The sequence below is a fragment of the Enterococcus sp. AZ188 genome (assembly GCF_050544075.1).
GTDB classification, from domain to species: Bacteria; Bacillota; Bacilli; order Lactobacillales; family Enterococcaceae; genus Enterococcus_D; species Enterococcus_D entomosocium.
The window spans coordinates 2,081,456-2,104,624 of sequence record NZ_CP172943.1 but is presented as its reverse complement, the minus strand read 5'-3'; the positions used below and the strand labels follow the sequence as shown (position 1 = coordinate 2,104,624).

The following is a 23,169-nucleotide window of genomic DNA, read 5'->3' as shown; positions in this document are numbered from 1 at the left end:
AGGAAGGTGTAGATAAATGAACAAAAAATTAACAAAATCAGCCAATAACGTCGTCATTACAGGGACTCTAGGGGGTCTGGCAGAATACTTGCGAATCGATCCAACTATCGTTCGCGTGATCTATGTCTTTCTATCTTTAGTGACTGCTGGGTTCCCTGGAATCACTTTATATATCATCATGGCGGTCTTGATTCCTTCAGGACGCAAGAGCACCTCAGGATATGGTCATGACAATCGATATTACAAACAAAACAAATACAATGAAGCAAATCGTCCCCGTAAAGAAGCGGAAAAGGTAGAGGATGAGGACTGGAGTGACTTCTAGTGTCTTATTTTCAACGGCTTATCATGAATACACTGACGTTTGTCACATTGGCGGTTCTATTACCAAATATGATCCACGTTCAAAGCATTATGACTGCAGTGATCGCCAGTTTTGTACTGTCGATCCTGAATGCTTTGATTAAACCAATTCTGATCGTCATTTCATTTCCATTGACTTTACTGACGCTTGGGTTTTTCACCTTTGTGATCAATGCGCTCATGCTGAATTTGACTTCGTATTTTGTTGGGTCAGCCAACTTCGGCTTTTCCTCGTTTGGGGCTGCTTTATTAGTGGCACTGATCATGTCAGTGATCAATATGATCGTGACCGAACACCATATCGAAAAATATTCACGTTAAAAAGACGTTTCACGTTTTCTCCTACTAGCTACGAAGCTAGTGGAGAAACGGAAACGTCTTTTTTTAGTTTAACTGTTCTTCTTTGATGGCTGACAGATACGTATCTACTGCCTGTAAGGTTTCATCAAGCGCTCCTTTTTCAAAAGGTGAACGTAGATGAGCCAGAGCCAGGATCTCAAGAAATGTTTTCGTGCCGCCGACTTCGCAAATGGCCAAATAATCTTGCCAAGCGGTTTCGTCTTTTGCCACGATGAATCGATACCAAAATTGGAACGCACACACTTGTGCCAATGTGTAATCGATATAGTAGAAAGGTGATTCAAAAATATGCCCCTGTCTGAACCAATACAAGCCACGATCAAGGTCTGGATACTCTGAATAATCCCGTTCTGGACAGTATTGGCGCTCTAATTCCCGCCAACGGGCTTTGCGCTGTGATGGTGTCCATTCAGGATGCTCATAAACGTCTTGTTGGAAGTGATCTACTAAAACGCCATAAGGCAGAAATTGCAGGCTGCTAGCAAGATGCGCAAATTTGTATTTTTCTGTTTCTTCTCCAAAAAAGGCGTCCATCCATGGCCAAGCGATAAACTCCATCGACATTGAATGGATCTCGCAAGATTCATAATTTGGAAACAAAATTTCTGGTTCTTTGATCCAACGAGAGCGAAAGGCTTGAAAGGCGTGGCCAGCTTCGTGGGTCAAAACATCGACATCGCCCGAAGTACCGTTAAAGTTGGCAAAGATAAATGGCGATTGATATTCTTGGATAAAGGTACAGTAGCCGCCAGATTGTTTGCCTTTTTTGCTGAGGAGATCAAGCAAGTCATGTTCGACCATAAAGTCAAAAAATTCGCCAGTTTCAGGGGATAGTTCCTGATACATCACACGGGCTTTTTCCACTAGTTCTTCAGGTGTTCCTTTAGGCTCTGCGTTGCCACTAGGATAAACAAGTGGCAAGTCGGTAAAAGTTGCTTGTGCCAATTGATTACGCTGTGCCTGTCTTTGGTACAGTTTTTGGGTGATTGGGACGACTTTTTCTAAAATTTCACGACGATAGGTCTCAATCATTGAACGATCATAGTCCCAACGATTCATTTGGGTATCCGCAAAGGTGACGTAATTTTCAAAGCCGAGCTTGTGGGCGATCTCGGTACGAACCTTGACCATCTCGTCATAAATTTGATCAAAACGGTCTTCATTTTCCGTGAAGAAAGCCGTTTGCTTTTCAAACGCTTCTTTACGAACGCTGCGATCTTTATTTTCGGTAAATGGTCGCAGTTGTGCGAGGGTATAGGTTTCTCCTTGGAAGTCGATTTGGGCAGAAGCGACCAATTTGCTGTAATCGGAAGCCAATTGGTTTTCTTTTTGAAACAATTCGATCAAGGCATCATCAAAAAGCTTCACGCGGCTTTCGGCAAACAAGAAAAGTGTTTCTGGATATTCGGCTTTTAATTCATCTAAGACCGGTGAAGCCAAGAGTGCTTGATAGAATTGAAAATCCAGAGCTTCAAAATGAGGCTGGTATTCATTCCAGAAAGTGTCTTCTGTTTCATAAAAGGCATCGTTGGTATCGATCGAATAACGGATCGAAGCCAAGTTCATTGCGGTATCGATCGTTCCTCTTAGTTCGTTCAAAGCATCAAGAGCTTGCTTCGCCTCCGAGAAGGTATCGGCTGACTGAAGGTTTGCTAATGCTTTTTTGAATGTTTCTTGATAGACTGGAAAATCAGGGCGTTGATACGTGTATGCTGAAAATTTCATTAAAAATCCCTCCTTAGTAAAATAATAACACAAACGAAAAAGAATGAGGACTTCTATTGGCGAAGGTAGTAACTTTACTGATAGAATGATAAAATAGAACCAGAGTGTCGTTTACAAGAAGCAGCGGCAAGAATCATTGAGAAAAGAGGGAAAACCTATGGCAGAAACCGTCAAAGTCAGCGAGCTGGCGGAGGCTTTAAATTTAGAGATAGTTGAAGGAACTGAAAACAGTTTAGAAAGAGAAATCATTACCGGCGATATTTCCCGACCTGGTTTGGAATTGACGGGTTATTTTAATTACTATTCCCATGATCGTCTGCAATTATTCGGCAGCAAAGAGATCACCTTTGCGGAACGAATGATGCCAGAAGAACGCTTGATGGTGATGCGCAAAATGTGTGCCGATGATACACCGGGATTTATTGTTTCTCGCGGCTTGGAAGTACCAGCAGAAATGATTCAAGCCTGCAAAGAACATGAGATTACGATTCTACGTTCGCCCATCTCAACGTCACGTCTGCAAGGAGAGCTTTCTAGTTTTCTCGATGGGCGTTTAGCAACAAGAACCAGTGTCCATGGGGTATTAGTGGATGTCTATGGCTTGGGCGTTTTGATCCAAGGCGATAGCGGAATTGGTAAAAGCGAAACAGCATTAGAGTTGATCAAACGTGGGCATCGGTTGATCGCTGACGACCGTGTGGATGTGTATAAGCAAGATGAATTGACTTTGGTGGGGGAACCGCCGAAAATCTTGCAACACTTGATCGAGATCCGGGGAATCGGGATCATCGATGTCATGAATCTTTTTGGTGCCAGTGCCGTACGAGGGTATATGCAGGTTCAAGTAGCGGTGTATTTAGAAGCTTGGGCGAAAGACAAAAAGTATGATCGACTAGGAACCGATGATACGACGGTTGAAATTGGTGGCGTTGATGTACCACAAATCAAAATCCCCGTAAAAACTGGTCGAAATGTTGCGATCATTATCGAAGTTGCTGCCATGAATTTCCGGGCGAAAACGATGGGTTATGATGCTACGAAGACCTTTGAAAATCGATTGACGCAATTGATCGAAGAAAATTCTGGAAACTAGAGAGGATAAGATAGATGTTAGGTTTAGTAAATCGAGTCGCATTTGAACTATTTGGTTTGCCGATTTATTGGTATGCGATCATTATCGTATCAGGCGTGATCATTGCTATGTGGTTAAGCACGAGAGAGGCGGTTCGTGTCGGGCTCAAGCCAGATGATGTGACTGATTTTATGTTGATTGGATTGCCAGTATCGATCATTGGTGCACGGCTTTATTATATTCTATTTGACTTGCAATACTATATTGATGACCCAAGTCAAATTTTCAATATTCGGTCTGGTGGGATCGCTATCTATGGTGCATTGATCGCCGGGGGGATTTGGCTGTACTTTTTCTGCCAACGAAATTTTATTTCTCCCTGGACCTTTTTAGATATCGCCGCACCAAGTGTCCTATTGGCACAAGGCATCGGGCGTTGGGGCAACTTTATGAACCATGAAGCATTTGGAGCAGAAGTCAGCCGCTCCTTCTTAGAAAGTTTGTATATACCGAAATTTATTATCGATAATATGTATATCGACGAAGCGTATCGGCAGCCGACGTTTCTTTATGAATCGGTTTGGAATGTGATCGGATTTATCGTTTTGATTTTCTTGCGCAAGAAAACTGGGTTATTAAAAGAAGGCGAAGTTTTCTTGAGCTACTTAATTTGGTATGGGTTCGGACGCTTCTTTATTGAAGGAATGCGCACCGATAGTTTATACTTATTTGGGGATATCCGTGTGTCACAAGCACTTTCCGCTTTATTATTCTTTGGAGCGATTGGGCTATTGATCTGGCGTCGGAAAAACCAAACTTTAAAAGACTACAATCGCAGCTTTGGCAAAAACCAAACGATTATCTAAACAGTTATTTTATCGAAATTATGGTAAAATGATAAAGTGCATGAATTTGCGAAAAGGATAGAGGAGGTTTCCATAGTGAAACAGAAAATCGCCGTTTTAGGTCCCGGATCATGGGGGACTGCTTTGGCACAAGTCTTGTCTGAAAACGGACATGAAGTGACTATTTGGGGCAACAATCCCGCCCAAATCGATGAAATCAATACGTATCATACCAATCGGCATTATTTGCCTGATTTGAAATTACCTGAAAATATTTTAGGCTGCAAAAATCTAGAAGAGGCGATCCAAGGGGCAGATGCTGTCTTGTTTGTAGTACCAACCAAAGCGATTCGTGCCGTGGCACAAGAATTCACTAAGAAGACAACCGGTAAACCAGTCATCATCCATGCCTCAAAAGGATTAGAACAAGGCAGTCATAAACGAATCTCAGAAGTACTTGCCGAAGAGATCCCAGCCGATAAACGGCAAGAAATCGTTGTCCTGTCAGGACCATCACATGCCGAAGAAGTCGCTGTCCATGATATTACCACGATCACGGCAGCTTCAGAAAATGAATCGGCTGCTAAATATGTACAAGAGCTATTTATGAATGATTACTTTAGAATCTACACCAATAACGATGTGATCGGTGTCGAAACTGGCGCCGCGCTGAAAAACATCATCGCTATTGGTGCCGGAGCGATTGCTGGACTGGGCTTTGGGGATGATGCGAAGGCTGCGATCATGACCCGTGGGTTAGCAGAAATCAGTCGTCTCGGTGTGGCAATGGGTGCAAATCCATTAACCTTTATCGGATTGAGTGGTGTTGGCGATTTGATCGTCACGTGTACCAGTGTCCATTCGCGGAATTGGCGTGCCGGAAACCTATTAGGAAAAGGCCATAGCTTAGACGAAGTGTTAGACAATATGGGCATGATCGTTGAAGGAGTTTCAACCACCAAAGCTGCCCGCGAATTAGCAGAAGCTTTGTCAGTGGAAATGCCAATCACAGAAACGATTTATTCGGTCTTGTATGAAGGCAAAGACATCAAGCAAGCAGCTAAAGATATTATGCTGCGAGACGGCAAAGAAGAAAACGAATTTACGGTAGATCAATCATTATGATTAAAGGAGCGAGTCACATGAATGTCAAAAAAGCAGTTATCCCAGCAGCCGGTCTAGGTACCCGATTTTTACCAGCTACAAAGGCAATGGCAAAGGAAATGTTGCCGATCGTTGACAAACCAACGATCCAATTTATCGTGGAAGAAGCTTTACAATCAGGGATCGAAGATATTTTGATCGTAACAGGAAAAGCAAAGCGTCCGATCGAAGACCATTTCGATGCCAATTTAGAATTAGAGATGAATCTAAAAGAAAAAGGCAAGACAGAGCTTTTGAAATTAGTGGAAGAAACAACTGACGTAAATCTGCATTTCATTCGCCAATCTCATCCGAAAGGATTAGGCCATGCCGTATTACAGGCGCGGGCATTTGTCGGAAATGAACCGTTTGTAGTCATGCTAGGTGATGACTTGATGGAAGATCAAGTGCCATTGACGAAACAGCTGATCGATAATTATGAAAAAACGCATGCATCAACGATCGCTGTCATGGATGTTCCTCATGAAGATACATCAAAATACGGAATCATTGATCCTGGTATGGAAGTTGAAAAAGGCTTGTTCAATGTCAAAAACTTTGTTGAAAAACCAGCGCCAGAAAATGCGCCAAGTGATTTAGCAATTATTGGTCGCTACTTGCTGACCCCTGAAATTTTTGATATTTTAGCCAATCAGGAACCTGGTGCTGGCGGCGAGATCCAATTGACGGATGCCATCGACACATTAAACAAAACCCAACGCGTGTTTGCTCATCAATTTACCGGCAAGCGTTACGATGTAGGAGACAAGTTTGGTTTCTTAAAAACAAGTATTGAGTATGGTTTAGTACACCCTGAAGTCAAGGACAACTTGAAAGAGTATTTGATCGAGTTAGGAAAAGAACTAGCTCCGGCTCAAAAAGAAGTCAAAGAAGCACCGAAAGAGTCAAAAAAATAACAAAAACTCCTAAACAAGGCAATTTCTGATGAAATTGCTTTGTTTTTTTATTATTTCCTGTTGAAAGCGGATAATTTTCTTAAAAATGCAGTCTTTTATTTGTAGAAAGTGCAGTGAAATGCTATTCTTAATATAAGTAAATGGGGAAAGGAGCCATTCTATGTCAGGAGGAGAACTAGCTGCATTGATTGCTGCGATCGCATTTGTCGTATTGGTCATTTTCGTCGTTCGTTTGTTGATGCAAGTCAGCAAGACAATGACCAAAGTAGACAAAACGGTCGAAGAAGCAAACACAACCATCCGTGTCATTACCAAAGACGTTGATATTCTTTCAAAAGAGGTTGAAGGTCTTTTGGTAAAAACGAATGAGCTTTTACAAGATGTGAACGGAAAAGTCGCAACCATCGATCCTTTGTTCACAGCAGTTGCAGATCTAAGTACCAGTGTTTCAGAACTAAATGTTTCTGGAAAAAATTTAATTACGCGTGTGGGTAGTCTTGGCCGGACCACTGCCAAAGCAACGGTAGCTGGAAAAGTCGGTCAAACAGCCATGAAATTTTTCAAAGACAAAAATAACCAAAAATAAAAGGAGGACTTTCAATGAGTAAAAAAGGCGGATTTTTATTAGGAGCAATCATCGGAGGAACAGCGGCAGCAGCAGCAGCACTTTTGTTGGCGCCAGAATCTGGTAAAACATTAAGAAATAAATTAGCAAAACAAGCAGACGATTTATTAGATAAAGCATCTGATTATGGTGATTTAGCCAAAGAAAGAAGTACGGATCTTGTCGATATCGCTAAAGATAAAGCAGCAAAATTAAGCGAGCAAGCATCTGACTTTACCGGTTCTTTAACAGCGAAAGTCGATGACTTAAAAGAAACAGCAGCTGGTTCATCAGAAGAAACCGTTGAAGAGTTAAAGAAACAAGCAGGTGATCTATCAGAACGCTTCAAAAAATCAGCAAGCGATGTGAAAGAAACAGCGAAAGATGCCAAAGAAGATGCAGATGATACAGTCCAAGATATCATCATTGATGCAAAATCTTCTGCAGCGGATATGAAACAAACCGTCAAAGAAGGGGCACAAGAAGCAAAACCTGTAGTTGAAGAAGCCAAAAAAGACGGTCAAGCAGCCGCAGCTGATTTGAAAAAAGAAGCTGGAAAAGCAGCGGATGATGCCAAAAAAACAGCGAAAGCAGAAACAAAAGAAGCTAAAGCTGACTTGGAAGATGCAAAAGAAGAATTAAAAGATACATTAGAAAAAAACAATCCTGAAGCATAAGCAAGGATACAAAATTTGATTACTTTAAAAGATAAAAACGTTCGCCAGTTAAATCGGCGAACGTTTTTCGTGACTTCAGTAGCTATTCGTTTGATGCTTGGGTGATTTCCCAATCGCAAAGTTGATAGATCCAATCCCGCAGTTGACTGAATGGAAACCCAATTCCCTCAGCGAGAGCAACATTGATCGAATAAACAGGTGTACCATTGTAAGGGCCTTGATCACCTGTTTCTGAAAAGAGAGGGGAAAGACCGGTTTTTTCCGTTACGTATTGCAGCACTTCTTCTAAAGAAATCGTGCCTTTTGACGCACCGTTGATGGGTCCTGTGAAAGAGCTGGTACCTAAAAACGCTAAAAATTGGCCAGCTTCTTCAGCATCGACAAAGCCCATTTGATGCGTTAGATTATCGACAGCCATTGGCTTTTGCTTTATCAGATGGTCGATGTAAAAGGCAAAACGTTTTGTATAATCATCTGCACCGATCACGTAAGGAAAGCGGACAAAAACGGACGGAATCTGACTGTAGTTTTGGGTAAGAATCTCTTCAACGGTTCGTTTGCCTTCAGCATAATTGACTTCCTCAGAGCAGACAATTTTGACCGCTTCTTTGGCAGGGTCAAAATCCGTTTCTTTCAAATCGAAGTGCAGTTCATGATAGGCAGACATCGAACTAGTGACAATGTAGCGTTTGGGTGTGACATGACGCAGTAGAATCTCAATGTCGTTGGAAGTATAAGCAATATTGTCGTAAATAACATCATAGGTTTCTTGTGTCAACGTCGTTTTGATACTTTCTTCATCCGTGCGATCAAAGACAAGTCGGTTGACTTGATCGCCAAAAGAATCAGTCGTCTTCCCTCTGGTAGCGATCGTGACATCACAGCCTTGATCCACTAAAGATTGGACCAAATATTTACCGAAAAAACGCGTGCCGCCTAAAACTAACACTTTTTTACTCATAAGAACACTCCTTTTCATGTAATTACAACATATTGCGCCGTTTCATTAAAAGAATCAAGATAAAATCAACAATTCTTTTTTTGTTTTGGTAAATGGTACACAGCCATCTGCAGTGACATAGATGCAATCTTCAATACGAACACCGACTTGATCTAGCAAATAAATCCCTGGTTCGATAGAGAAGCACATGCCTTCTTCAATCACTAAATCATTGCCAGTGATCAAAGAGGGGAACTCATGAACCGTGGTCCCGATGCCATGACCTAAACGATGGTTGAAGTAGTCGCCATAGCCATAACCCGTAATCACATCACGAGCGATCTTGTCTAATTCTCCAGCGGTGATCCCAGGTTTGACCGCTGCTTGAGCCGCTAGTTCTGCTTCAAGAACGATGTCATAAATTTTTCTTTGTAATGCAGTCGGTTCTTTATAGGCAACCGTTCTGGTTGCATCGCTGCAATACCCTTTCCAGATGACTCCTAAATCAAATAAGACGAGTTCATTGGCAGTCACTTTGCGATCCCCAGGTACGCCATGAGGACTTGCTGCATTGGCACCAGCTAATACGGTCGTATCGAAGGACATATGGGAAATCCCACGTTTTTTCAACTCGTACTCAATTTCTGCCACGATTTCCATTTCACTAACGCCTTCTTTGATGGCAGCAAACCCAACCTCAAAAGCAACATCTGCCCAGTTGCCGGCTTCTAGCAAGGTGTCAATCTCAGACGCGGTTTTTGTTAATTGCATTTTTTGAATCACCGGGGTCACATCTAAAGAAAAATCGGTTTTTGGCAAGAACCGTTTCAATGCTTCATAGCGCTCGACGGAAAGGTCATTTTTTTCTAGTGCCAAGGATGAAACCTCGTAACGAGAGGTCAATTCCTGACAGATTTTCGCCCAAGGGTCTTCACTATCGAGATAGCCGATAATGTCAAAGGGCCAACCGCTATTTTTTGCTTCTTCTACTTCCAGAGCTGGTGTGAAAAGAAAGGGATCTTTTCCAGGTGCGACAAACAAAGCAAGAACCCGTTCATGAGGTTCACTTTTAAAACCGGAAAAATAAGCGATCGTTGCTGGATTAGAAATATAGGCAACATCGGCGCCAGTGGTTTTCAGCCAGCCATTTAACTCATTGATTTTTTTATCATTCATTTGAAAAAACCTTCTTTCAAGTATTATTTTTCTATTTTATCATGCTTTCGAAGAGAATAGGGGAGGGGAAAGTAGGAAATTGCTAAGTTTTCATGAAAACAAAATTAAAACGGTTGCAAATCCAGAAAAAATTTGCTATCCTAACAAAGAAATGTAAATAAGATTTTCTGAAAATAGAATAAGGGAGATATATCATGGAAAAACAAACAATTACGATTTATGATGTTGCACGGGAAGCGAATGTATCGATGGCAACTGTTTCACGGGTAGTCAACGGAAATCCAAATGTAAAACCAGCAACTCGTAAGAAAGTGCTGGAAGTGATCGACCGCTTGGATTATCGTCCAAACGCAGTTGCTCGAGGGTTGGCAAGTAAAAAGACCACAACTGTTGGTGTTATCATTCCTGATGTCAGCAATATGTTCTTCTCATCACTTGCTCGTGGGATCGATGATGTAGCGACCATGTATAAATACAATATCATCTTAGCCAACTCTGATGGCGATACGATGAAAGAAGTCAACGTATTGAACAACTTGTTAGCAAAACAAGTGGACGGCGTTATCTTCATGGGTCATCGCATCACGGATGAAATTCGCGGGGAATTCTCTCGCTCAAAAACACCAGTCGTTTTAGCTGGTTCGATCGATCCTGATGAACAAGTAGGAAGTGTCAATATTGATTACACAGCAGCTGCCAAAGATGCTGTTTCGTTATTGGCGAAAAACAATCAAAAAATCGCTTTTGTCAGCGGTGCTTTGATCGATCCAATCAATGGCCAAAACCGCTTGAAAGGCTATAAAGAAGCCTTGAAAGAAAACAACCTTGACTATTCTGAAGGGTTGATCTTTGAATCACCATACAGCTTTAAAGAAGGCTTAGCATTAGTTGATCGCATCATCAACAGTGGTGCAACAGCAGCTTATGTTACAGACGATGAGTTAGCCATCGGCGTCTTAGATGGTTTGTTAGACAAAGGCGTTAAAGTTCCTGAGGATTTCGAGATCATCACCAGCAACAACTCATTATTGGCTGAAGCAGCTCGTCCACGCTTATCAAGTGTGACGCAACCATTGTATGATATGGGTGCCGTTGCGATGCGTCTATTAACTAAAATGATGAACAAAGAAGATGTAGAACAAAAAACGATCGTCTTGCCTTACGGTATTTCAGAAAAAAGCTCTACGAAATAAGCAGCGATTTAATAAAAAGACTAGTGGAGCAACGCTTTGTTGTTCCACTTTTTGCTTCAACGATCGTTCGTGTGGGTAGAAAATCTATGGATTTTCTACCCACACTTTTTTTGTATAAAAAAACTGATCAGCACAAGGCTGATCAGTCATCATCATCATTTGTATTAGGTTGGTTATTTTCTTGCTCGTCATCGTCGTCATCATTTGCAGTAGGTGTAACATTGTTGGATGCGTTATTCGATGATGTATTCGACGAACGATTTGTTGAACGGCTAGAGGATGCTTTTTTCCAATAGTCAGCATAGTTTGCATCTGAACCACCGAGTCCAAATTTGAAATCGACCGTATCTGGTCCGCCAGTTGCCCAATAAGAAGTAACGGTACTACTTGGATTCGTATAGGTTCGATTATCGACTCGCACGGTTCCGCCTGGTTGGGTACCAGTAAACTTGGAAACTTGAGCTTTTTTGACATCACTAGAAAGTTCAAACTTCTGATTTACACCAAAGACTTCTTGGTTTGTTTGATAGATACGATTGATCAAGTAAGCCATGTAATTGGCTGTCCGAGTTCCTGCTGCACTATCGGTAGCTTTATTGTCATCCCGCCCTGACCAGCTGCTGATGGTGATCGATGGGGTGGAAACGACTAGCCAAGAGTCAGACCAATTATTGGTAGACCCAGTTTTACCGACCCAATCGGCATTCCCGAGGTTCCAATCTAATCCGCTGATAACCGATTTAAAGGAACTGGTTTTTTGCTCATCGATAACACTACGCATCATGTCGGTCATGATGGAAGCTGTCGCTTCAGAAAAGACTTGGACCGGTTTGGCTTCATGCTGATAAAGCACTTCGCCTTCATTATCCTTGATTGATTCGATGATGTAGCCTTGCTGATAGACACCGTTATTGGCAAATGTTTGGAAGCCATTTGTTTGATTCAACACTGTGACATCGGTAACCCCTAATGGCGCTGATTCATATGCCCAGCTGTTATCTTCAGGATAGCCCATTTTGCTCAAATAATTTGAATAGGCATAAAAATGATCGCCTTCTTTTTCCCACAGATCTTGGAAAATATTTGTCGCTGCGATATTACTGGAAACCTCCAAAGATTCACGAATCGACATGAAGGTATTGGTCCCACGGTTTGTGGCATTGACGATCGGCTCACCGGCGTTTTCTCCTGTCCGCCACTTTGCGGCATAATCAGAAACCATTGATTCAGAGCCCATCAAGCCACTTTCGATCGCCGGTCCGTAAACCAGCATTGGTTTGATACTTGAACCTGCTTGGCGTTTGGCATCAAAGGCATGGTTGAATTGATTGTCAGCATAGTTACGACCGCCAATAAAGCCTAATACTTTCCCGGTGGCATTGTCCATCATGACGTTGCCGACTTCGATGGTGGAGTCGCCCCAGTTGTCTAACATATAGCCGTATTTATCGACGGCATCTTGCATTGCATTATAAATATCTTTATCGATCGTTGATGTGACGGTATAGCCACCATTAACTAGTTTTTGCTGCGCCAATTCGAAGTATTTTTGGTAGGTTTCGTCTTTGGCATATTCTTCGTCACTGACATCATCTTCATCTGCCAGCTGTTTGGCAATAATGTCTTTTGCTTCATTTAACACAGTGTAATAAAGGAAGCTTTGATCCGTTTGTTCAATGGCTTCTTGTTTTTTGAAGTCTTGCTTCAAGTCATAATTAAGCGCTTCTTCGTATTCTTCTTTCGTAATATCGTGGTTACGATACATACTGAAGAGCACGAAGTCTTTCCGCTCTAAGCCAGCGGTCAAGTTTTCCTTGATCTCGCCCGTATTTGTATAAGGACTGTAGACGATCGGGCTTTGTGGCAGACCCGCAATAAAGGCTGCTTGCGGTAAAGACAGGTCAGCTGCGTTAACGCCAAAAATTCCTTGCGCCGCTTCTTGCACACCTGCGATATTTTGCCCTTTATTGTTCCGGCCGAAAGGGGAGATGTTTAGATACATGGTGACGATCTCATCTTTATCGAAAAATTTCTCCACTTCCATGGCTAATAAAATCTCATTGGCTTTGCGTTTGAAGGTCGTTTCACTAGAAAGGATTTGTTGTTTCACCAGCTGCTGGGTCAAAGTGGAACCCCCGCTGCCGCCAAAGCCTGTCGCTTCGGATAATAACGCCCGCACGACTGCTTTTGGTACGACGCCATTATGAATATTAAAATATTCGTCCTCTGTTGCGATGATCGCTTTTTTCAAGTAGTCTGAAATTTGATCGGAATTAACCGACGTTCGCATCAGATCTGAGCGAATCGTTGCGATTTTACTGCCATCAGCGTATGCGAGTTGAGAAGTCTCTGTGATGTCGGTCAGTTCTTTCTGCAACTCATCTTTAGAAGGAGCTGCGGTATCTTCCACAAGAAAAGCAAAGTAGCCGGCACCGATCCCCAAAGCTAAAGAACCGCCTAGCACCAGTAAAGAAATAGCCACTAAGAACAAGGCATGTAAAACCCTAAGACTGATATTGAAATAGAACCAGCCTCTATTTTTGTTTTCTGTATTCTTTTGATTTTTCGTTTTCTGGGACAAAAAGAGTCACCTCAATAAATTAGAATAGATTCCGTGTAATTATAGCAAAAAACAAGGCGCTTGGGTAGCACCCTATCTGTTATCGAAAGAAGTGTGCGAGAAAATGCCAGTTGGTATTTGTATTGAACCAGCGATAATAAGGGAAAACGAACAGATTTGCCTAAAAGTTTCTTTTTTGGTAAAGGACTTTGAGAGAAAGACTTTTCATTGCCCTCTTTTTCAGTTAAGATGAACAATGAAGCATTTATTAGGAGGAGAAAGAATGAGTACAGACTTTTTTGAAGAACTAAAGCAACGCGGATTAGTTCATCAGACCACAGACGAAGCAGCCTTGACCAAACAATTAAATGAAGAGTCTGTGAAACTATATATCGGCTTTGATCCTACCGCAGATAGCCTGCATATTGGTCATTTATTGCCTATTTTGATGTTGCGCCGTTTCCAACAAAACGGACATGTGCCGATCGCATTAGTTGGTGGCGGTACAGGAATGATCGGTGACCCATCCTTTAAAGATCAAGAACGTCAATTAAACACATTAGATACCGTTTTGGAATGGTCACAAAGTATCAAGAGCCAATTATCTCGCTTTATTGATTTTGATGACCAAGAAAATCCTGCCATCATTGCCAATAACTATGAATGGTTAGGGGAATTGAAACTGATCGATTTCTTACGGGACACTGGGAAAAACTTTACTATCAACTACATGATGAGCAAAGAAAGTGTCAAACGTCGGATCGAAACAGGAATTTCCTACACGGAATTTGCATACCAGCTTTTACAAGCCTATGACTTTTTGAACCTTTACGACAACCACGGTTGCTTGTTGCAATTAGGTGGTAGCGATCAATGGGGGAATATCACCTCTGGAATCGAATTATTGCGTCGTGAGCGTGAAGTCCAAGGGTTTGGGTTGACTATGCCATTGATCACAAAAGCAGATGGAACGAAATTTGGGAAAACAGAAGGCAATGCGGTTTGGCTAGATGCCAAGAAAACAACGCCTTACGAGTTCTACCAATTCTGGATCAATACGGATGATCGTGATGCAGTCAAATTCTTGAAATATTTCACGTTCTTATCATTAGAAGAAATCGCTGCGATCGAAGCTGAATTTAACGCTGCACCAGAATCTCGAGCAGCACAAAAAGCTTTGGCAAAAGAAGTCACTACTTTGGTTCATGGGGCAGAGGCTTATGAACAAGCCGTACGCATCTCAGCAAGTTTATTCAGCGGCAATATCAAAGAATTGAACGCTGAAGAGATCGAACAAGGCTTTAAAGGGGTTCCTAGTCATCAGGTAACAGCGGATGATTCTTTGAACATCGTTGAAGTGTTGACGACTGCTAAAATCGAACCATCAAAACGTCAAGCAAGAGAAGACGTACAAAATGGGGCCATCTACATCAATGGGGAACGCGTCCAAGCCCTAACGTACGAGATCCAAGCAAGTGATCGGATCGGTGGAAAATACGTCGTGATTCGTCGTGGCAAGAAAAAATATTTCTTATTAACATTTTAATCGCAAAAAGCGAACCGACCTGTTGGTTCGCTTTTTTTCAAATTTTTGTAGAGGAAGGGTCTTTGTTGGAATGGGAAATATAGTGTTGAATGCCGCCGGCTTATTTGCCATGATCTTCTTAGGGTATTTTCTTAAACGGCTAAATGTCCTTTCAAAAGCGGATGGCTCGATCTTATCCAAAATTATTTTGAATGTGACGTTACCGGCAGCAATCATTTTGAATTTAGCTTCAATGCAAGTACAAGTCAGTGCGCTTAGTTTGATTGTGATCGCTTTGATCATTACGATCGTCCAGATCCTCTTCGCATTTTTCTTGACCAAAAAAGAATCGAACACGCTGCAACAGTTTGCTATGTACTGCGGGTCAGGCTTTAATATCGGCAATTTTGCAATTCCTTTTGCCCAAAGTTTTTATCCTTTAGGGATTCCACTGATTTCGCTGTTTGATATGGGGAACAGTATCATGTTGGCAGGGGGAACGACGATTTTCATCGAGTTCTTGATTGGAAAGCGGACGACGTTTGAACCAGGAAAAATCTTTTTGAATCTCCTGCGCTCGCCAACATTTACCATTTATCTAGTGATGCTGATTATCCGCAGTGCGGATTGGAGGATTCCCGAGTCAGCCTTGGCGCTCGTTCAGCCAATCGGGATCGCAAATACGTTTCTGTCCATGTTTATGATTGGCTTATTTTTGGATTTCCGCTTACCGAAGCACACTACGCCAACGGTAATCAAAATTTTAAGCTTACGCTACGGACTGGCTTTCGTGCTGTTCGCGGCTTTCTATGTTTTACCGATCCCAGTTTTATTAAAACCAGTACTTTGTTTGTTAGTGTTTGCTCCGATCCCTTTATTTGGGGTCATTAATTCCGTGATTGCTGGGATGGAGGAAGAGGCGGTGGGATTTGTTTCTTCCATTAGCTTTTTGATAAGTATGCCGCTAATGACGGGTGTCCTGATGTTATTTGGACTCGCTTGATAAAAAAATACGGCAATGAGCAAAATAATCGCTTTACAAGGTGATTTTATCGATAATAGAGAAGACTAGATTTAGGAGGAAAAGAAAAATGTTGATTGGTTCACACGTTTCAATGAGCGGCAAAAAAATGCTTTTAGGAGCAGCAGAAGAGGCGGCTAGCTATCAAGCTACTACGTTTATGATCTATACCGGAGCTCCGCAAAACACGCGGCGCAAACTGATCGAAGAGATGCAGATCGCAGCTGGACAAGATTTTATGACGGAAAAGGGAATTTCGAATATCGTTGTCCATGCCCCTTACATCATTAATTTAGGTAATACCATCAAACCAGAAAACTTTGGCTTTGCCGTTTCGTTCTTACAAGAAGAAATCCAACGAGCCCAAGCTTTAGGTGCAACTCAAATCACGTTGCACCCCGGTGCCCATGTCGGTGCAGGACCCGAAGCTGGGATCAAGCAGATCATTAAAGGCTTGAACGAGGTCCTTGAAAAAAATCAAACCGCCCAGATCGCATTAGAAACAATGGCAGGTAAAGGCACCGAGATTGGTCGCAGCTTTGAAGAATTGGCAGCAATTATCGATGGCGTTACCTTAAATGAAAAATTATCCGTTACACTAGATACTTGTCACACGAATGATGCTGGCTACAATGTCAAAGAAGACTTTGACGGCGTGTTAAACGAGTTTGACAAAATCATCGGGTTGGATCGCTTGAAGGTCATCCATGTCAATGATTCAAAAAATCCACAGGGCAGCCACAAAGACCGACATGCGAATATTGGTTTTGGCACGATCGGCTTTGAAGCCTTGAATAAGATCGTTCATCATGAGCAATTATCAGCGTTACCGAAAATTTTGGAAACACCCTATGTTGGCGAAGACAAAAAGAATAAAAAAGCCCCTTATGGCTATGAAATCGCGATGCTGCGGGAAAAGACCTTTGATCCTGAGCTATTGACGAAAATCATGGCGGGTGCTTAAACGGTTCATTTAACCATGAGCCAGCTTATTATTGGAGGAAGAAAAATGGACTTTCAGTTGCTGATCGATGCCGCGAAACAAAAACTGGGATTCAGACAGCTCTCTCAATTTGCAGAAGCAGGGAGTGTTGCGGCAGCTCTGACTACTGCAGATGGACAGATTTATACAGGGATCTGTATCGATACCAGCTGTTCCATGGGTTTTTGCGCCGAACAGGCTGCGGCTGCGCAAATGATCACCGATGGGCAGCAGCGGGTGTTACAGATGGTTGCAATCAATTCGGCAGGTGAGCCGATCCCACCTTGTGGTCGTTGCCGTGAATTCATCAGCCAGCTGGATCCTGCCAACCACAACACGCAGGTCATGATCGCAGCAGGAAAAATCATGACGATAGAAGAGCTGTTGCCTTTTGATTGGAAAGCATCAAAATAAAAAGAGATTTAGCCCCTTAGACCGCTCTGTTCTAAGGGGCATCTTTGTTTTATCGATCCAATGGACGATCAACATGTTTAGATAAAAAAACTCCTCAACCAGCAATAGTGCTTTGTTGAGGAGTTGATCGATAGCAATGATTAGAATTTTTTCGCAGCTGCTGCTACGCGTTCTAAACCTTCAGCAATGATTTCTGCTGTTTTAGAAGGATCTGCATTGTGACCTTCGATGATTACTTCTTCTGTGATGTTCATGCCGAACATACCACCGAAAACTTTTTCCATAAAGGTTACAGCGTTTTCCATTGCGCTCATTTCGCCTGAGTAAACACCACCACGGGCATTCAATAGAACGATTTCTTTGTCTTTCAACAATTGGTTCATTGAACCATCTTCGTTATAAGAGAAAGTAAAGCCAGCTTGGAAGATATAGTCGATGAATGTGTGCAAAGCTGCTGGGATCGTTAGGTTCCACATTGGGAAAGCGAAAACGATGGTATCTGCTGCTGCGAATTTGTTCATTACGTCTTGACGGACAGTCATCAATTCTTGTTCTTCTTGGTTTAATTCTTGTTCTTGTGAAAGTTTGCCAAATGCTTCAAATAACGTTTGACCGATATAAGGCATTGGTTGTGCGTACACATCAAAGGTTACAACGTCCACATTGTTCGTATCAAGATTTTCAACGAACGTATCAAACATTTTTGCAGATACTCCATCAGGACGGTTATTGGCTTTAACAACTAAAATATTTTTCATTTTTTTCCACCTTTACTTTAAGTAAGTTTTAATCACAAAACGTAGTATACTATAAAATAATTTTGCTTACAATAAATAAGTGTACTTTTTTTAAAAAAGCTGGAATTTTGCAGTATTTTTCACGTAGTTTTGGTAAACTTTAGAGAAAACAGGAGGGGTTCTATGAAAATATTCGTGGTCGAAGATGACAAATCGTTAGTCAAAATGATGGAAAATCAATTATCCCGCTATGCGTATCAAACCTTTGTTCCGGAAAATTTCGCTGCGGTTTTAGCTGAATTCTTGATGATCCAACCTGATTTGGTTTTGTTAGATGTCAATCTGCCTTATTATGATGGGTTTTATTGGTGCCAAAAAATCAGGGAACATTCATTGGTTCCAATTCTCTTCATCTCCGCACGTGACGGCAATATGGACCAAGTGATGGCATTAGAATACGGTGCTGATGATTATCTGGTCAAACCTTTTTCTTATGACTTGCTGCTGGCTAAAGTGAAGAGCCATATTCGCAGAGTCTATGGGGATTATGCACAGTCTGATCGGGCGAGAAGCTTGAAAGCTGGCGAATTGACCTATTATCCGGAAGCGTTGAAGATGGTCTATCGTGAAGCCAGTGAATGGCTGACTGTTCGAGAAGGAGAATTATTGACCCTTTTAATGTCAGCGCACCCAGAAATGGTCAAACGGGAACGGATTTTAAATCTATTATGGGATGATGAGCGTTTTGTTGATGACAATACGCTTTCTGTCAATGTTGGCCGTTTGCGAAAAAAATTGGCGGCAATGGGCATCAATGATCCGATCCAAACGATTCGCGGAAAGGGTTACGCCTTATCGGTAGTAGGTACAGAAGAATGAGAGCATATGTAAGTGTTCATTTACCTAAACTACTCGTTACCTTCCTAGCCATTTCATTGTTCGTTTTAGTGATTTGGTTGGATGGCTATCGAAATTACCTCGTGATTGGTTATGGTCTGCTTCTATTCGGGCTGTTCATTGTTCTTGTTTATTTGGCAGATTACCTTTCCAATACTACGTTTTATCATTATATCAAGCATGGGAGAGCGACACACCGAAGCAATGGCTACCTTTCCAGGCAATGGCGCAAGCAGTTCGATGCACAAGAGCAGCATGAGCAAGAGCGGCTGACAGAATTAGATCAGCACCATCAAAATCATATTCGTTTCATGAATATCTGGGTTCATCAAATGAAAACACCTGTCTCAGTTTTGGCGCTAATGGCTGAAAGTGAAGAAGTCGATAGCTATGATCTTTTGGCTGAAACAGATCGCTTAAAAAGTGGCTTGGCGACTGCGCTGAATTTTGTGCGCTTGGAAGATTTCACGGAGGACTTCGTTATCGAGTCAGCCTCACTGTTGGAATTGTTAAAACACAGTATCGGTGACCAGAAGCGGAATTTCATTCGCAGTGAAGTCTATCCGAAGCTGATGAGTGAAGCAGATATCACGGTGACAACAGACAAAAAATGGCTAGGTATTCTGATCTTTCAACTCATTAGCAACGCCATTAAGTACTCAACAGCAGAGAGCAAAGTCTATTTTGAAATTGATCCGTTTTCTAGAAGCTTGACGATCGCAGATGAAGGATGCGGGATTGCAGCAGCGGATCTCCCGCGGGTTTTTCGCCCCTTTTATACAGGTCAGAATGGTCGGCAAACAGGCGAGGCAACTGGAATCGGACTTTACTTAGTCGAAACGATCAGCAAGCAATTGGATATCGATATCGCTTTGGTCTCTAAGGAGAATCTAGGCACGACGGTTACATTAACGTTTCGGACGTAAAGACTTTCTTACAATTTTGTAAGCTTTCTATCATGAAATCGATAACTGATTGCGGTGCCGCCTGCTAAACTGGTAGCAAAGGAGTGAAGATGATGGCTTTACTAGAATTGAAAAATGTATCGAAAACCTATACAGGGGAAGTGTCTGTTGAGGTTTTACAGCAAATCGATCTCAAAGTGCCAGAAGGAGAATTTATCAGCATTATGGGTCCATCTGGCAGTGGCAAGACCACCATGCTGAATTTGGTGGCAACATTGGATAAACCGACTTCAGGTTCGGTGATCATCAAGGGCGAGCAGCCCCTAGAATTATCTAAGCAAAAACTCGCGGAGTTTCGTCGTCGGCAACTAGGTTTTGTTTTTCAAAACTACAATTTACTTTCGCCATTGAGCGTGCTTGAGAATGTGATTTTACCACTGACATTGGATCGGGTGCCGGTTCTTGAGATGAAAGAACGTTCGGAACAGCTATTACGTGAGCTTGGGATCTATGAGAAAAAAGACAAACGCATCTATCAGCTTTCCGGTGGAGAGCAGCAGAGAGTTGCGATTGCTAGAGCTTTGATCCATCAACCGGAATTGCTTTTAGCAGATGAACCGACGGGCAATCTTGATTCAAAGGCAGCACGAGATGTCATGGAAATACTAAGTCAGATGAACAAGCAACTTAAGGTCACCACCATGATGGTCACCCATGATCCTTATTCTGCCAGCTTTTCTGATCGGGTCGTTTTCATCAAAGATGGAAAGCTGTATAACGAAGTCTATCGCGGGGCTGATCAACAGCAATTTTATCAAAAAATTCTTGAAGTCCTAGCACATTTAGGAGGTCGCCGTCATGAATTTCAGACAGTTGATCATTCGTAATCTGCGGGGGAATTTTCGAACCTATGCGGCCTACTTCGTCAGTAGCGCCTTTGCGGCGATGGTGTTTTATATCTTTAGTCTTTTGCTCTTTCATCCGCAATTGGAAGAAAATTTGTCCAATAGCGGTACACTTTCAGAATTGGCGAAGGTCGGTCTATCCGTCGCACTTGTGGTGATCGCTTTACTGTCGCTGTTGTTTTTATGGTATACATTTGTGGTCTTTTTAAAACGACGCAAACGTGATCTGGCAATCTACTTGATTTTGGGGATCGAAGAAAAAGATCTGCGAAAGATTTTGTTTGTCGAAAATGCCCTTGTAGGAACCTGTGCCACAGTGACCGGTATTGGGTTAGGGATTTTATTGACGAAATTATTGCTGCTGATTGCGCAAAATGTCATGTATCTAACAGAAGGACTGAAATTTATGGTTCCTATGGAAGGTTTAGGATTGACCTTTGGGATCTATGTCTTTATTTTTCTCTTGATCTCCTTTTTCAGTACCCGCGCCTTGCAAGGAGAACAGATCATCTCATTGATCAAGGAAAATGAAAAGCCACGTCCTGAACCAAAAAGCCATTGGGTATTGGCTTTTTCAGGAATTGTGCTGTTACTAATTGGCTATGGATCGGTCTTTTATTTTAGCTACCAAACGTACTCGATGCTGCCGCTTATGCTAGGAGTCTTGTTGACTGTTGCGGGCACGATTTTGTCATTCCATCAGTTCAGCGTATTTCTATTGAAACGATTAAAGAAACGCCCGACCTTCTTACGAGGGACTCGGATGCTGACTATCAGCGAATGGATTTTTCGCATGCGAGACAATGCGGCGATGTATAGTCTGATTGCTATTAGTACCTCCGTGGCATTCGTTGGGATTTCCGTGATGCTGGCGATTGGCAGTTCTTCTTTTTCTTCGATCCAAGGAATTAGTGTAGCCTATGTATTTCCGTGGTCTGGGCCAGAAGACCTCGATCATACCGAGGGAAAAGTAAACGAAATTAAAACTGCTATAGAAGAAAAAGGGTATGCGCCTGTAACGGATAGTGTTTCCTTACTATGGGCATATGCGAATCTTGATGAATCTGCAGTTACGAATGATTCATTCTATACGACGAATGGCTTTTCAATTATGCGAGAAAGCGACTATCAGAAAATGATGAAACAAATTGGTGAGGAAGCTGATTCTGTTGCAGATAATCAAATAATGACACTTAGTGCTAATTATTCACGTCGAAAACAGCTTCTAGAAGTCCCTGAGAACGAACGTACAAGTATCTATCCAATCGAATTGGGATCAGAGACCGGTATAAAAAAAGATGTTACGATTGTCCACAGTCCCTCAATGCTTTCTCTGGATTACTTTGGACTGTCAGTTGTGACAGATAAAACCTTTGAGGAGTGGCAAGCCCTCTTGCAAAAATCCACCGACGATATGGAATCTGGTTTTATTTGGTTAGACTATCCAGAATGGGCTGAAACACCTGAATTGGTATCTGATTTCAATGGGGATTTAGATAAAGAAAATGCCTTGATCGATCAGCAATACGAAGAGCTCAGTCAGGAGTTTGAAGCCAAAGGTGACTATACGGATGAAGAGTGGGCAGAAGCAGCAAAAGACATTCCGATGCGTACGTCTTATACCTCGAAATACCAAGCTTTCCAAGAAAATCGTCAAGGAAATGGCATCATCTTAATGATCACGGTATTACTGGGTTCGGTTTTCTTTATTTTCTCCGCTTCAATTATCTATTTCCGTTTATTTGCAGATTTAGATAAAGATGGGGCGTACCACCGTTCCTTGCATATCTTAGGTGTGTCGCCGAAGGAGCGTCACAAAGTTCTGCGACGCCAACTGCAAGTGATGTACTTCTTGCCAACAGTCGTGGCAATGATCCATTTTGCGGTGGCAATGACCGCTTTGCGTATTTTAGTAGAATTGCCTGTATGGCAATACTATGGTGTGATTGTTAGTCTCTTTTTGATTTTCCAAATCGTTTTTTACTTTGTTTGTCAGTATCGGTACTTGCAGCAAATTGATAGGATCGCCGATCCTACAGAGTAATTTATTCTTCAAGCCAAATCTCTTTCAGTTTGTACTGATTGGGATTTGGCTTTTTATTAGCTAGTTTGTCTAAATTTCTATCCATGAAGCCTTTTAATTGTGCAAATCATTGAAAAGCAGATAAAATTAAGTAACGCTCATTTTGTCAAACAAACGAAGAGACA

Annotated in this window: 22 protein-coding genes; 17 read left to right on the top strand and 5 right to left on the bottom strand. The window is 42.1% G+C overall.

Features of this window, described 5'->3' with window-relative positions; translation table 11 throughout:
- Nucleotides 1-16 precede the first annotated feature (16 nt).
- Nucleotides 17-325 carry a PspC domain-containing protein gene (locus IGI86_RS09860; RefSeq protein ID WP_005235384.1) on the top strand — a complete coding sequence of 103 codons (309 nt, stop codon included), beginning with the start codon at nucleotides 17-19 and terminating at the stop codon, nucleotides 323-325.
- On the top strand, nucleotides 325-684 hold the full coding sequence (locus IGI86_RS09855; RefSeq protein WP_005225788.1) for a phage holin family protein: 360 nt from the start codon (nucleotides 325-327) through the stop codon (nucleotides 682-684). Before IGI86_RS09860 ends, IGI86_RS09855 begins: the two co-directional genes overlap by 1 nt.
- 63 nt (nucleotides 685-747) lie before the next feature.
- On the opposite strand, the gene IGI86_RS09850 is transcribed toward IGI86_RS09855, so the two are convergent.
- Nucleotides 748-2,448, bottom strand: coding sequence for a M3 family oligoendopeptidase (locus IGI86_RS09850; RefSeq protein WP_430617238.1), 1,701 nt, complete (start codon nucleotides 2,446-2,448; stop codon nucleotides 748-750).
- A 157-nt stretch (nucleotides 2,449-2,605) separates the two neighbouring features.
- Between IGI86_RS09850 and hprK the strand changes: the two genes are divergently transcribed.
- From hprK to IGI86_RS09820, 6 genes are all read left to right on the top strand, one after another.
- Complete coding sequence (gene hprK, locus IGI86_RS09845) at nucleotides 2,606-3,541, top strand: HPr(Ser) kinase/phosphatase (RefSeq protein ID WP_005235388.1); 936 nt, start codon at nucleotides 2,606-2,608, stop codon at nucleotides 3,539-3,541.
- 14 nt (nucleotides 3,542-3,555) lie between these two features.
- Complete coding sequence (gene lgt, locus IGI86_RS09840) at nucleotides 3,556-4,386, top strand: prolipoprotein diacylglyceryl transferase (RefSeq protein WP_005235390.1); 831 nt, start codon at nucleotides 3,556-3,558, stop codon at nucleotides 4,384-4,386.
- A gap of 75 nt (nucleotides 4,387-4,461) precedes the next feature.
- Nucleotides 4,462-5,490, top strand: a complete 1,029-nt coding sequence (locus tag IGI86_RS09835) for an NAD(P)H-dependent glycerol-3-phosphate dehydrogenase (RefSeq protein WP_008378474.1) — start codon at nucleotides 4,462-4,464, stop codon at nucleotides 5,488-5,490.
- Between the two features lie 17 nt (nucleotides 5,491-5,507).
- The gene (galU, locus tag IGI86_RS09830; RefSeq protein WP_008378473.1) at nucleotides 5,508-6,425 is read left to right on the top strand and encodes a UTP--glucose-1-phosphate uridylyltransferase GalU; all 918 of its coding nucleotides are present in this window, start codon (nucleotides 5,508-5,510) and stop codon (nucleotides 6,423-6,425) included.
- Between the two features lie 160 nt (nucleotides 6,426-6,585).
- Nucleotides 6,586-7,011, top strand: a complete 426-nt coding sequence (locus IGI86_RS09825) for a DUF948 domain-containing protein (protein WP_005235398.1) — start codon at nucleotides 6,586-6,588, stop codon at nucleotides 7,009-7,011.
- A gap of 14 nt (nucleotides 7,012-7,025) precedes the next feature.
- Nucleotides 7,026-7,706 (top strand): YtxH domain-containing protein, encoded by a 681-nt coding sequence (locus IGI86_RS09820; RefSeq protein WP_005235400.1) that lies wholly within the window; start codon nucleotides 7,026-7,028, stop codon nucleotides 7,704-7,706.
- 82 nt (nucleotides 7,707-7,788) lie between these two features.
- On the opposite strand, the gene IGI86_RS09815 is transcribed toward IGI86_RS09820, so the two are convergent.
- Together IGI86_RS09815 and IGI86_RS09810 are read right to left on the bottom strand one after the other, a co-directional pair.
- A complete protein-coding gene (locus IGI86_RS09815; RefSeq protein WP_008378472.1) occupies nucleotides 7,789-8,667 on the bottom strand; it encodes an NAD-dependent epimerase/dehydratase family protein in 879 nt (292 codons plus the stop codon).
- 54 nt (nucleotides 8,668-8,721) lie between these two features.
- Nucleotides 8,722-9,822, bottom strand: a complete 1,101-nt coding sequence (locus tag IGI86_RS09810) for a M24 family metallopeptidase (RefSeq protein ID WP_430617237.1) — start codon at nucleotides 9,820-9,822, stop codon at nucleotides 8,722-8,724.
- A gap of 194 nt (nucleotides 9,823-10,016) precedes the next feature.
- Here IGI86_RS09810 and ccpA point away from each other — a divergent pair, with 194 nt between their 5' ends.
- The gene (gene ccpA / locus IGI86_RS09805; protein WP_008378470.1) at nucleotides 10,017-11,015 is read left to right on the top strand and encodes a catabolite control protein A; all 999 of its coding nucleotides are present in this window, start codon (nucleotides 10,017-10,019) and stop codon (nucleotides 11,013-11,015) included.
- A gap of 142 nt (nucleotides 11,016-11,157) precedes the next feature.
- Here ccpA and IGI86_RS09800 read toward each other — a convergent pair whose 3' ends face one another.
- On the bottom strand, nucleotides 11,158-13,596 hold the full coding sequence (locus tag IGI86_RS09800) for a transglycosylase domain-containing protein (RefSeq protein WP_005235408.1): 2,439 nt from the start codon (nucleotides 13,594-13,596) through the stop codon (nucleotides 11,158-11,160).
- 262 nt (nucleotides 13,597-13,858) lie between these two features.
- On the opposite strand from IGI86_RS09800, the gene tyrS reads away from it, so the two are divergent.
- The 4 genes from tyrS (at nucleotide 13,859) to IGI86_RS09780 (ending at nucleotide 17,517) form a co-directional block, all read left to right on the top strand.
- Nucleotides 13,859-15,121, top strand: a complete 1,263-nt coding sequence (gene tyrS, locus IGI86_RS09795) for a tyrosine--tRNA ligase (RefSeq protein WP_087663992.1) — start codon at nucleotides 13,859-13,861, stop codon at nucleotides 15,119-15,121.
- A 70-nt stretch (nucleotides 15,122-15,191) separates the two neighbouring features.
- A complete protein-coding gene (locus tag IGI86_RS09790) occupies nucleotides 15,192-16,103 on the top strand; it encodes an AEC family transporter (protein ID WP_016612232.1) in 912 nt (303 codons plus the stop codon).
- Between the two features lie 88 nt (nucleotides 16,104-16,191).
- Nucleotides 16,192-17,085: a deoxyribonuclease IV gene (locus IGI86_RS09785; RefSeq protein WP_429967212.1), complete on the top strand. Its 894-nt coding sequence runs from the start codon at nucleotides 16,192-16,194 to the stop codon at nucleotides 17,083-17,085.
- Nucleotides 17,086-17,130: 45 nt separating this feature from the next.
- On the top strand, nucleotides 17,131-17,517 hold the full coding sequence (locus tag IGI86_RS09780; RefSeq protein WP_086332454.1) for a cytidine deaminase family protein: 387 nt from the start codon (nucleotides 17,131-17,133) through the stop codon (nucleotides 17,515-17,517).
- 140 nt (nucleotides 17,518-17,657) lie between these two features.
- On the opposite strand, the gene IGI86_RS09775 is transcribed toward IGI86_RS09780, so the two are convergent.
- Nucleotides 17,658-18,275, bottom strand: coding sequence for an FMN-dependent NADH-azoreductase (locus tag IGI86_RS09775; protein WP_005225804.1), 618 nt, complete (start codon nucleotides 18,273-18,275; stop codon nucleotides 17,658-17,660).
- A gap of 162 nt (nucleotides 18,276-18,437) precedes the next feature.
- Between IGI86_RS09775 and IGI86_RS09770 the strand changes: the two genes are divergently transcribed.
- The 4 genes from IGI86_RS09770 to IGI86_RS09755 all read left to right on the top strand — a co-directional run bounded on the left by IGI86_RS09770 (nucleotide 18,438) and on the right by IGI86_RS09755 (nucleotide 23,005).
- Nucleotides 18,438-19,133: a response regulator transcription factor gene (locus IGI86_RS09770; RefSeq protein ID WP_005235415.1), complete on the top strand. Its 696-nt coding sequence runs from the start codon at nucleotides 18,438-18,440 to the stop codon at nucleotides 19,131-19,133.
- Nucleotides 19,130-20,077 carry a sensor histidine kinase gene (locus IGI86_RS09765; RefSeq protein ID WP_429976689.1) on the top strand — a complete coding sequence of 316 codons (948 nt, stop codon included), beginning with the start codon at nucleotides 19,130-19,132 and terminating at the stop codon, nucleotides 20,075-20,077. Before IGI86_RS09770 ends, IGI86_RS09765 begins: the two co-directional genes overlap by 4 nt.
- 89 nt (nucleotides 20,078-20,166) lie before the next feature.
- Entirely contained in the window at nucleotides 20,167-20,943 is a 777-nt protein-coding gene (locus IGI86_RS09760; protein WP_008378452.1) for an ABC transporter ATP-binding protein, read from the top strand.
- Nucleotides 20,915-23,005: an ABC transporter permease gene (locus tag IGI86_RS09755; protein ID WP_430617236.1), complete on the top strand. Its 2,091-nt coding sequence runs from the start codon at nucleotides 20,915-20,917 to the stop codon at nucleotides 23,003-23,005. Before IGI86_RS09760 ends, IGI86_RS09755 begins: the two co-directional genes overlap by 29 nt.
- The last annotated feature ends 164 nt before the right edge of the window (nucleotides 23,006-23,169 follow it).

Bases quoted from the DNA above. Each gene is read 5' to 3' on its own strand.
- IGI86_RS09860 (WP_005235384.1), top strand. From the start codon at position 17: ATGAACAAAAAATTAACAAAATCAGCCAATAACGTCGTCATTACAGGG.
- IGI86_RS09850 (WP_430617238.1), bottom strand. From the start codon at position 2,448: ATGAAATTTTCAGCATACACGTATCAACGCCCTGATTTTCCAGTCTAT.
- hprK (WP_005235388.1), top strand. From the start codon at position 2,606: ATGGCAGAAACCGTCAAAGTCAGCGAGCTGGCGGAGGCTTTAAATTTA.
- lgt (WP_005235390.1), top strand. From the start codon at position 3,556: ATGTTAGGTTTAGTAAATCGAGTCGCATTTGAACTATTTGGTTTGCCG.
- galU (WP_008378473.1), top strand. From the start codon at position 5,508: ATGAATGTCAAAAAAGCAGTTATCCCAGCAGCCGGTCTAGGTACCCGA.
- IGI86_RS09825 (WP_005235398.1), top strand. From the start codon at position 6,586: ATGTCAGGAGGAGAACTAGCTGCATTGATTGCTGCGATCGCATTTGTC.
- IGI86_RS09820 (WP_005235400.1), top strand. From the start codon at position 7,026: ATGAGTAAAAAAGGCGGATTTTTATTAGGAGCAATCATCGGAGGAACA.
- IGI86_RS09815 (WP_008378472.1), bottom strand. From the start codon at position 8,667: ATGAGTAAAAAAGTGTTAGTTTTAGGCGGCACGCGTTTTTTCGGTAAA.
- IGI86_RS09810 (WP_430617237.1), bottom strand. From the start codon at position 9,822: ATGAATGATAAAAAAATCAATGAGTTAAATGGCTGGCTGAAAACCACT.
- ccpA (WP_008378470.1), top strand. From the start codon at position 10,017: ATGGAAAAACAAACAATTACGATTTATGATGTTGCACGGGAAGCGAAT.
- tyrS (WP_087663992.1), top strand. From the start codon at position 13,859: ATGAGTACAGACTTTTTTGAAGAACTAAAGCAACGCGGATTAGTTCAT.
- IGI86_RS09790 (WP_016612232.1), top strand. From the start codon at position 15,192: ATGGGAAATATAGTGTTGAATGCCGCCGGCTTATTTGCCATGATCTTC.
- IGI86_RS09785 (WP_429967212.1), top strand. From the start codon at position 16,192: ATGTTGATTGGTTCACACGTTTCAATGAGCGGCAAAAAAATGCTTTTA.
- IGI86_RS09780 (WP_086332454.1), top strand. From the start codon at position 17,131: ATGGACTTTCAGTTGCTGATCGATGCCGCGAAACAAAAACTGGGATTC.
- IGI86_RS09775 (WP_005225804.1), bottom strand. From the start codon at position 18,275: ATGAAAAATATTTTAGTTGTTAAAGCCAATAACCGTCCTGATGGAGTA.
- IGI86_RS09770 (WP_005235415.1), top strand. From the start codon at position 18,438: ATGAAAATATTCGTGGTCGAAGATGACAAATCGTTAGTCAAAATGATG.
- IGI86_RS09765 (WP_429976689.1), top strand. From the start codon at position 19,130: ATGAGAGCATATGTAAGTGTTCATTTACCTAAACTACTCGTTACCTTC.
- IGI86_RS09760 (WP_008378452.1), top strand. From the start codon at position 20,167: ATGATGGCTTTACTAGAATTGAAAAATGTATCGAAAACCTATACAGGG.
- IGI86_RS09755 (WP_430617236.1), top strand. From the start codon at position 20,915: ATGAATTTCAGACAGTTGATCATTCGTAATCTGCGGGGGAATTTTCGA.